The sequence below is a fragment of the Bacteroidales bacterium genome (genome assembly GCA_014860575.1).
GTDB lineage: Bacteria > Bacteroidota > Bacteroidia > Bacteroidales > JAAYJT01 > JAAYJT01.
On record JACZJK010000030.1, the window covers coordinates 1 to 9,454 of the forward strand.

At 43.2% G+C, this 9,454-nt stretch carries 5 protein-coding genes; 1 reads left to right on the plus strand and 4 read right to left on the minus strand.

Going from position 1 to position 9,454, the window contains the following annotated elements; genetic code table 11:
* The 3 genes from IH597_07995 to polA all read right to left on the minus strand — a co-directional run.
* Window positions 1-2,550, minus strand: a 2,550-nt coding sequence (locus IH597_07995; GenBank protein ID MBE0662394.1) for a hypothetical protein, incomplete at its 3' end; no start/stop codon positions are given.
* A 151-nt stretch (window positions 2,551-2,701) separates the two neighbouring features.
* A complete protein-coding gene (locus IH597_08000; GenBank protein ID MBE0662395.1) occupies window positions 2,702-4,240 on the minus strand; it encodes a PKD domain-containing protein in 1,539 nt (512 codons plus the stop codon).
* Between the two features lie 100 nt (window positions 4,241-4,340).
* Window positions 4,341-7,133 (minus strand): DNA polymerase I, encoded by a 2,793-nt coding sequence (polA, locus tag IH597_08005; protein ID MBE0662396.1) that lies wholly within the window; start codon window positions 7,131-7,133, stop codon window positions 4,341-4,343.
* A 329-nt stretch (window positions 7,134-7,462) separates the two neighbouring features.
* Here polA and IH597_08010 point away from each other — a divergent pair, with 329 nt between their 5' ends.
* Window positions 7,463-8,626 carry an ATP-grasp domain-containing protein gene (locus IH597_08010; protein MBE0662397.1) on the plus strand — a complete coding sequence of 388 codons (1,164 nt, stop codon included), beginning with the start codon at window positions 7,463-7,465 and terminating at the stop codon, window positions 8,624-8,626.
* A gap of 252 nt (window positions 8,627-8,878) precedes the next feature.
* Here the strand turns inward: IH597_08010 and IH597_08015 are convergent, their stop codons facing one another.
* Entirely contained in the window at window positions 8,879-9,244 is a 366-nt protein-coding gene (locus IH597_08015; protein ID MBE0662398.1) for a hypothetical protein, read from the minus strand.
* Window positions 9,245-9,454: the final 210 nt, after the last annotated feature.

Here is a 9,454-nt window from a genome sequence, read left to right on the forward strand (position 1 = left end):
GCCCACGGTAAACAATGGAGCATAGGCCACAACGCTGAAATTGCCCGTCCAGGTGTCGTCGCCGCTTTGCATTTCAATAGCAAAGGCGATCGTGGTGTTGTTGGGAACGTCGTCGGATACATCGAAGGTGAAGGCGTCTTCGATCAGTAAAATTTCACCAGGCAGTATATCTCCAAAAGTATTTGTATTGTTTGTTATAGTGACATGTTCTGATGTTGAAGAAATTATAGCAGACACGCCTAAGGCTATTTCGGAACCCAGATTTTTCAGGGCAACATCCAAAGAAATTGTTTCTCCATAATCAACCAAACCGTTATTGTTTCCATTCGGATCATTGATTACGCTTTGGTTATAAACCACATAGCATCCTGCAGGTGGAATACATTCAACAGCAGATTCGTAACGGTAATAATTTTGTTTGGTTACGGTTATAAGCATTTCAGTTCCCGGCTCTTGAGGTTCAATAGGAATAGAAATAACTGAGCCTGTTCCTTCGGCAACACCAATGAGTTCATCGTTCACCGAGAGTGCAATAAATGAGTCCTCATCAGCGGTAATTTCAAAGAAATCCAACCCTCCGAGTAATACGGGCATATGTGTGACCGTCAAATTCTGAGGTATTTCAGAATATACTGTTGAGAAGGCATCGCCATGGTGATGAAAAAGGTAATAGGTGATTTTTTTGTGTTCGGTGTTATATGGCCAGTTTGATTGTTGCAGGAAATATTTTCCACCAACATTACCAAAAGCGGGTAAGATATCCCTGGATGCAGGTGTTGTTCCATACATGGGCATAAAATCAGGCCACATATTGTCAAACATGCCCCAAACATAGGTGTCGTTCACAAATGAGTAGGAAATTTCAGTAGGTGCAATAAGGCCAAGCGCTCCATATTGATGCCTGTGGAATGCTTCGGCAAAACTAGTTTGCGACCAGTTGAATTTCCCTGTTAAACAGTTAATTGTGAAAACGAAAGTTAGATCTTCGTTTGTTGTGCCGGGTATGTGTTGAACACGGTACACTGGTTCTCCCCATCCGGTTTCAAGACCATGATCCCGGTGCAATAGCATGAAAGCGCCCGCATTGATTGCCGCATTGATTGAGGTTGCGTTTGCAGTCCATCCAAAGCTATTTAAATGGGCAGGGGTAGCTGGGATATAACCGAGGGTGTTGGGCCCGAACACATTCACTACCGAGCTTGTGTTGGTTGCTGTTGACCACACTGAGCCTGGTGATCCACTATAAATATTATTCTGGCGCAGGGGTTGTTTACCCTGTCCATATTCCCAGAAACCATTCACTGCTTCGGTGCAAATCTGAAACCAACGCTCCGTTTGCCAGCCCATAGCAGTAATAGGAGTATCATAGAAATAGGGATTGGTAGGTGGGTTTCTTTCGTAATCCAGGAATTTGGGAACCATAATCTGTAAGTCGTTCTGATTCTGGGCTGTAATTCTTGCAAAGACAATGTCAGCCATGTCATTGTTGGTCATGTCGGCATACCAGTTATCTGAAATATAGCTTGACCCGCTGCCATAGGGGTGATCAGTGCGATATTGACTGGTAATTGTGTTTCCTGAAGTGCCGTAGTCGGCCATTAACAAAACGGCGGCGGGAGGAAGGTCCCAGTTGTTATAGGCATTGGTAACGTAATTTTTTATGGCCGTATGATCATTTCCTCCAATTTCAGCAGTTGTAACAACCGTTGTTTTAATTCCCTGGCGGTTACGGAAGATTTTAATGGAGTCACCCCAGGCAATAAAACTGGGATCATTTGGAACAACAACAATATACTCATAGCCTGTGCTCCTGTTTGTTGTAATGTCTTTATAACGCGCTGTGTAATCAATCTGGGGAAGCATGTCCCGGTTTAGGATCGCATCCTGGAGGATGGGATCCCACCAGCGGCTGCGGAGGCGGTCTTCGCCAAATGTGCCTGTACCACCTTCGAATACAACTTCCACATCAATCTCGTAATAAATATGAAGCTCTTTGGTTACCGGATTATACTGAAAAGGTGTGATTCCAAGCATCACGACTTCAACGCCCCGAATGTTTGTAACCTCCGAAAGCTTGAAAGGTTCAGCTGGATAAAAAGCATTTTTGGAATAGATTTCCATGTTTTTAACGTATTCTGCCGGGGTATCCTCATCGGCCATCGGAATGGGGGAGGCTGGCAAAAAATCAATATTTTCAAGCACCTCCTTCCTTACGGAATTTATCCTTAGTGATGCTGTGGATCCATTTGGGATCGCAATAAACCTGCCATCACCCGGTAAATCAGGGGCACCTGCATTGTTGGGAAGATAAACACCAGCAAGCTCAATGGTGTGCATTTGTACGCCATCTACTTCAAGATCATTAATCGCAAGATTTTTAATCGAGTGTATCACTCTAACACCGGTCTGATCCTGACGGGTTAAATTATAACCCTGGTTTCCCCAGGTATCATTAAAACTCATTTCGATGCGTTGGGCCAGTACCGGAAATGCCAGCAACATGGCAAACAGGGCTAGCAGTAAACTTTTACAGGATGTAAAACTTCTCATTTTTTTTGAATTTGTTTGTTATTAAGATGTTGAAAAGCAGCAGGATAAATTACAGCTCACAAATTTATAAATAATACTCAGATAAAAGAGAAAAGCCCTGAATTTTTTTGTAATCCAGGGCTTTTAGTAAATAATTTATATGCTATTCAGTCTATTTCATGATGCTGATTGATTTGCTGAGGCTAACAGTGCCGGATTCAAGTGACAGGTAATAAATTCCCTGGCTTAGATGGCTGAGGTTTATTGTAAGTTGTTGTGTGTTTTCCTGCCTTAACTTATCCTCCCATACAATCCTGCCGTTGATATTATATACCCTTGCATTCAGAATTTTGCCCTTTGCTATTGCAGGCAACTGAACCACAAATAATCCATTACCAGGATTTGGTGATACAGAGAATTGGTTCATGGTTAATGCATCTTCTACACCAACGGTGTTTGTAACGGTGACTTCAAGTTCTTCGGAGTAGTCAGACTCACAGGCTCCGCTGATAGCCTTGACTGAAATAATAGCCTGCCCTGTAAATGCCGTGTTCCAGGTTACTGTGCAAGCATTGGCTGTACCTTCCGCTGAACCAGCAGTCAGGGGCATCAGGCTCCAACTATATTCTTCTGCTCCTGTTATTTCTGCTACAGTATATTCTGATGTTGTAACGTAGTACAGGTCAACAATAATATCACCGACAGGTATGTTTGGTGTGTCTGGCATTTCGTCAACATGAATGAAGTCATCCATGGTAGTTGTGCTGGTTTCCTCAGCATTTGAAACTTCCAGTGTAACTCCATAAACTCCCGGAGTGTTGTATATAACCAGGGGATTTTCTTCAGTGGATGTTTCAGGATCACCACCCGGAAATGTCCATAACCACGAAGTAATATTACCGGATGACTGACATGTGAACTGGACATCTTCGCCTTCGCAGATCTCAGTATTACTGGCAATAAAAGAACTATTGATTGAAGCAGGCTGTAAATCACCTAATTCAATAACATAAGCCTGGAAAATCGTTTTGGTTGGTACATCCTGAACAAATGCAATTACTGACATATTGCTTGCAACCCAACTTGCGTTAAGTGTGAAGCTTAAATCAACGACTATCTCATCAGTTGCTGAAAAATCAAGTGGAGTGCCGTTCTGGTTAGGTGCCATTAAACGAAGAACATCCTTCACATGTGTTTGGTTAAACCAGGTTTGTGGAATGTTGGTTTCAGTAACAGCAAAATGCAAAACAAGATTGCTGGCAGTGTAGGTGTCCATTTTATTAATTACAACCTGGGCATCATAATTCAATCCTCCGGTATTTTCTCCGTAAATAGCTACAGTGAACGGCGAAGGCACATTGATTCTCTGGTTGTAATAGTTGAGGTAAGCGGGATAGATACTATTGTTTGCATTGCCTCCAACATGAGTGAGGATACCATCTATTTTGGTAGTTGGATAACTGGAAATACCGTAATACGAAAGGCGAGCTGACGAGTAAGTGTTTGCATAGGAATCGCCGCTATGGTATTTAATGATGGCAACATCATGCCTGTTGGAAATAAGATCTGCTGCTCCCATAGCAGCTCCCGGGCAATAAACACACCATGTGCCTGTGCCAATTTCAAATACTACTTTTTGGCGTGGAACCGGCTGGCTGAAAGCTACAAAAGCTATAAGCACAGCAATAACAGAGAGTAATGTTTTTTTCATGACTTTGTTTTTAGATAATTCCTAATAAAAGATGCACAAATGTAAATAATAAAACATTTGCACAAAAAAATTGATCAATTTTATAAGAAAAAAATGCGGGTCAGTGTGCTTCGAGCCAATTGGTTCCGGTGTGCATGTCAATCTCTACGGGCACTTTAAGCGGGAGAGCGTTTTTCATTTGTTCTTCAATTATATTCTTCACTTCACTGATTTCATTTTTATGAACATCAAAGACCAATTCGTCATGTACCTGCAAAATCATTTTCGACCGCAATTTTTGTTTTTCTATTTCCCTGAACACATTGATCATAGCAAGTTTGATCATGTCAGCTGCTGATCCCTGGATAGGAGCATTGATAGCGTTGCGCTCGGCGAAACCACGCACAATGCTATTGTTAGAGTTGATATCGCGCAGATACCTGCGGCGCTTCATCATGGTTTCAACATAGCCATGCTCTCGGGCAGAAATGATTTGCTCATCCATGTACTTTCGGATTCCTGAATATTTTGAAAAATACTGGTTGATGATTTCAGCTGCCTCTGATCGGGGAATATTCAGGCGTTCAGAAAGCCCGAAAGCTGAGATGCCATAGATGATCCCAAAATTTACGGTCTTTGCATTGCGGCGCATATCCGGGGTAACCTCTTCAAGGGTTACGTTGTAAACACGTGCGGCTGTGGCAGCATGAATATCCCGTCCCGCATTGAAATCGTCAATCATGTTTTGGTTGCTGCTCAGCGAAGCAATGATGCGGAGCTCAATCTGGGAGTAGTCGGCTGAAAGCATAACGTAGTCATCATTACGGGGCACAAAAGCTTTGCGGATTTCACGGCCGCGTTCGGTTCGGATCGGAATGTTCTGCAGGTTCGGATTATTTGAACTCAAACGCCCGGTTGATGTTACAGCCTGATTATAACTTGTGTGAATCCGGCCGGTGCGCAGGTTCACAAGTTCAGGCAAGGAATCCACGTAGGTTGATTTTAGTTTTGTGAGCGAACGATAATCTAGAATAAGTTGTACAATCGGATGCTTGTGAACCAATTTGCTCAGCACATCCTCAGCAGTGGAATGTTGTTTGGTTTTTGTTTGCCTTGGTTTGGATGCAATCTTCATTTTGTCGAATAAAATATCACCCAATTGTTTCGGGGATGCAATATTGAATTTGGTCCCGGCCTGTTCATAAATCTGCTCTTCAATTTCCCCGATTTCGGTTTTCAACACCCCGGAATAGTCCTTAAGGTTTTCTATATCAAGTTTCACACCTTCTGCTTCCATTGAGGCTAGCACAGGCACCAGCGGCATTTCAATGGCTGTAAATAAATCATGGCAGTCGCTTTCCTTCAGTTGAGGTTCAAAAACCTGCCTCAATTGCAGCGTGATATCAGCGTCTTCGCAGGCATATTCCTTAAGTATTTCAGGTGATACGTCGCGCATGCTGCCCTGTGCCTTTCCTTTTTTGCCGATCAGCGATTCAATCGGAACTGGCTCGTAGTTGAGATAGGTTCGGGCCAGGAAATCCATATTATGCCTTTGATCTGGTTCCAACAGGTAATGTGCCAGCATGGTGTCGAACATCGGGCCCTTGACCTCGGTATCGTAATAGCGCAGCATGGTGATGTCGAACTTGAGGTTCTGACCGGTTTTTTCAATGTTTGGGTTTTCAAACAATGGTTTGAACTCATTGACGATGCCCAGTGCCAGGTCGTAATTCGCGGGCAGCATCACGCACCAGGCTTCGTTTGGTTGCATTGCAAATGACATGCACACAAGTTCCGAACTATGGGTGTCGAGGCCGGTAGTTTCGGTGTCGAAGCAAAAGTTGCTGGCCGCTTTCAGTTTCTCAATCAGTTGGCTGCGTTCTTCGGCTGTTGTTACCATGTGATAAGTGTGTGCTGTGTTATGAATTGTAAGCAGTTCTCCATTTTGAATCTCATTTTCCGAACCGCTTTCCTGGGCATCGAACAGTCCGGCCTGGATTGTTCTAGTTTGTGTGACTGATTGCGAAGGTTCGGAAGAGAGATCGGAGAAAACGCGTTTCGCAAAAGTCAGGAACTCAAGTTCATCAAGAATTTCCTTTAATTTTTCTACGTTTGGTTCTGAATAAACCAGGGCTTCTTCATTGAAATCAATTGGAACATCAAGCACAATTGTTGCCAGTTGTTTCGATATTAAGGCCTGTTGCTTATGCGCCTCTACTTTTTCACGTAGCTTTGGATTGCTGATTTGAGCGCTGTTTTCAATCAGGTTCTCAACCGATCCGAATTCTTCGAGGAGTTTGCGCGCAGTTACTTCGCCAACACCCGGGATGCCGGGAATATTATCGGAACTGTCGCCCCACAAACCCAGCATATCAATTACCTGTAGCGGATGTTTGATCCCAAATTTTTCACATACTTCCTGAATCCCCATCACCACGGCTTTTTCGCCGAATTTTGCTGGCTTGTAAATGAGCACATTTTCTGAAACCAATTGCCCGAAATCCTTATCGGGAGTCATCATGAAAACTTTGAAATCATTATTTTCGGCTTGCTTTGCCAAGGTTCCGATTACATCATCGGCCTCGTAACCATCAACAGCCAGGATAGGAATATTAAAAGCCTCAATCAGTTTTACAATGTAAGGCAAGGAAGAAACTATATCTTCCGGCATGCTTTCACGGTTGGCTTTATATGCGGCAAAACCCTCGCTGCGTAAGGTTGGTACCCTGGTATCAAATGCTACCCCGATATGGGTGGGTTTTTCATTTTTCAAAACATCGTACAGTGTATTAGCAAAACCCAATACTGCACTGGTATTTAGACCTTTCGAGTTAATCCGAGGGTTTCGGTTCAGCGCATAATATGCACGGTATATCAATGCCATGGCATCGAGCAGGAAGAGTTTCTTTGTCATAATATTTTTGATTTCGGGCGCTAAAATTAGCATTAATCGCGGCAATGGTAGTTGTTAAAGCTGAAATATCTCACCAAAGGCCAAAGCCCAAAATTCAAAGCCCCAAGCCCCAAGCCCCACGAATCAACCAATTAACGAATTGACCATTCACCACTCTACCACCCCACCACTCCATTACTCCAGTACTCCATCACACCACCAATTAACAAATTGACCAATTAACAAATTAACCATCCACCACTCCTTCAAAAAATCAGCAACATCCTGCCTGGTAAACAACTTGCTTGAAAACGTGTTTAATAGCTTATCGCTCACTTAAAGATCAACCAATGAATTATATCCATTTTTCGCCACATTTCCCTTCAAATTATTGTGCTTTCAGCGCTGCCTTGAAGAAAAACGGAGTGAATGTGCTTGGCATCGGCGATGCGCATTGGGATCAGCTTTCGCACAATTTGAAAGAAAGCCTTAGCGAATATTACCGGGTAGATGATTTGCACAATAACCATCAACTGTTGGATGCTGCTGATTACTTCATCAATCGCTATTCAAAAATTGACGGGATTGACTCACATAACGAGTATTGGCTTGAAAGAGAGGCCATGCTGCGCGACAAATTTGACATTGCAGGTCTGAAGCCGGAGCAACTGGCAACGATCCGCAGTAAATCGGAAATGAAGAAAATTTTCAGGAAAGCCAGTCTTCGGGTTGCCGCAGGGAAAGTGGTTCAAAACATCAATGAAGCCAGGGAACTGATACAGGAAACTGGTTTTCCTGTTGTTGGAAAACCTGACAAAGGTGTAGGCGCTGCTGACACCTATAAGATTTGCAATGACGAGGAACTTGAAGGTTTTTTCAGCAGCAAGCCACCGATTGATTATATCATGGAGGCTTTTGTAGATGGTGATATAATTTCATTCGACGGACTAGTGGGCAAAGATGGAGAGTTGCTCTTTTTTACCGCCATGCAGAACGAAAAAGGGGTCATGGAAGTAGTTCATCAGGATTCGCATGTTTATTACTATACCCATAGGGATGTTCCCGCCGACCTTGAAGCTGCCGGGCGAAAAGCGCTGAAGGCTTTTGATGTCAAGGGCAGGTTTTTTCATTTTGAATTTTTTCGCGAACACAAAACCGGTGAACTCGTAGCATTGGAAGTGAATATGCGGCCTCCGGGCGGTTTTTCCACTGATATGTTTAACTACAGCTGCGATATTGATGTTTACCAGGCCTGGGCAGATATGATTTCAGGAAAGAAAAACGGTTTTACTTTTGAAAGGAAATACCATGTGTGTTTTGTAAGCCGGAAGTCTCGTTTTGCCTATGCTTTATCACATGAAGAAGTGATGAACCGGTTTGGTGGGAATATTGTTTTTTCCAGCGGCATTGATGGCGCTTTGGCAAAGGCGATGGGCGATTTCTGCTACCTTGTCCGCAGCGAAAACCTTGATGAAATGTTTGAAATCCAAAAGGCGATCCACCAGATGGGTTAGGCGTTTACGGTTTGAAACTAACTTACATGCTGCCGTTTTTTTGTGATGCTGTGATACAGTAATGCAATGATGCTGTTTTGTAGTTCGTAGTTGATTGTTTTATTTTTTGCCAACCCGCCTGCCGGCGAGGCACGGCTGCTCATTGCCTATTGCCAACTTTCATCGTAGGCTTTTCTCTGGAATTGAGAAATGTACCTAAGTCGTGAAGCCGAAATCAAAAATGAAAGATCCGAAATCCGAAATTTCCTTGAATTAATCCTTTCGTTTGGTTCTGAGTACGAGCATGAAAAAATCATTGTCAAGTTCAAGGTAGCCGTATTCATAGCAAAAATGATACACTGTGCCTTTCTTCGTGGTGTAGATGCTGGTGATGTAGTTGAAATTGAATCCTTTTTCCACAAGCTTATCCTTGTGAACCGTGGTTTTATCCTCAGGGATTAATTCCAGCAGAATGCGCCGGTTTTTCCTCAAAATTCCATTGATGCGTCTTACCAGGTTGCTGGTTTCGCTGTTCAGGCGGTTGTTGTAGTTGTTGCGGCAAATATCGTTGCAGAATTTCTTGTCTGCACGACCCAGGATCGGTTCACCGCAATCGAGGCAGGTTTTTGTTGGGTTCATATGTTGATTTGGTTCAAGGTTCAAAGTTCAATGTTCAAAGGTGGAGCGAAACGATTCCGATAGTATTCAAAGACCAAGGGATTAACGAATTTACCAATTTACCATTCACTACTCCACCACTCCAATACTCCAATACTCCAATACTCCAATACTCCAATACTCCAATACTCCATTACTCCATTACTCCATTACTCCATTACTCCATTACTC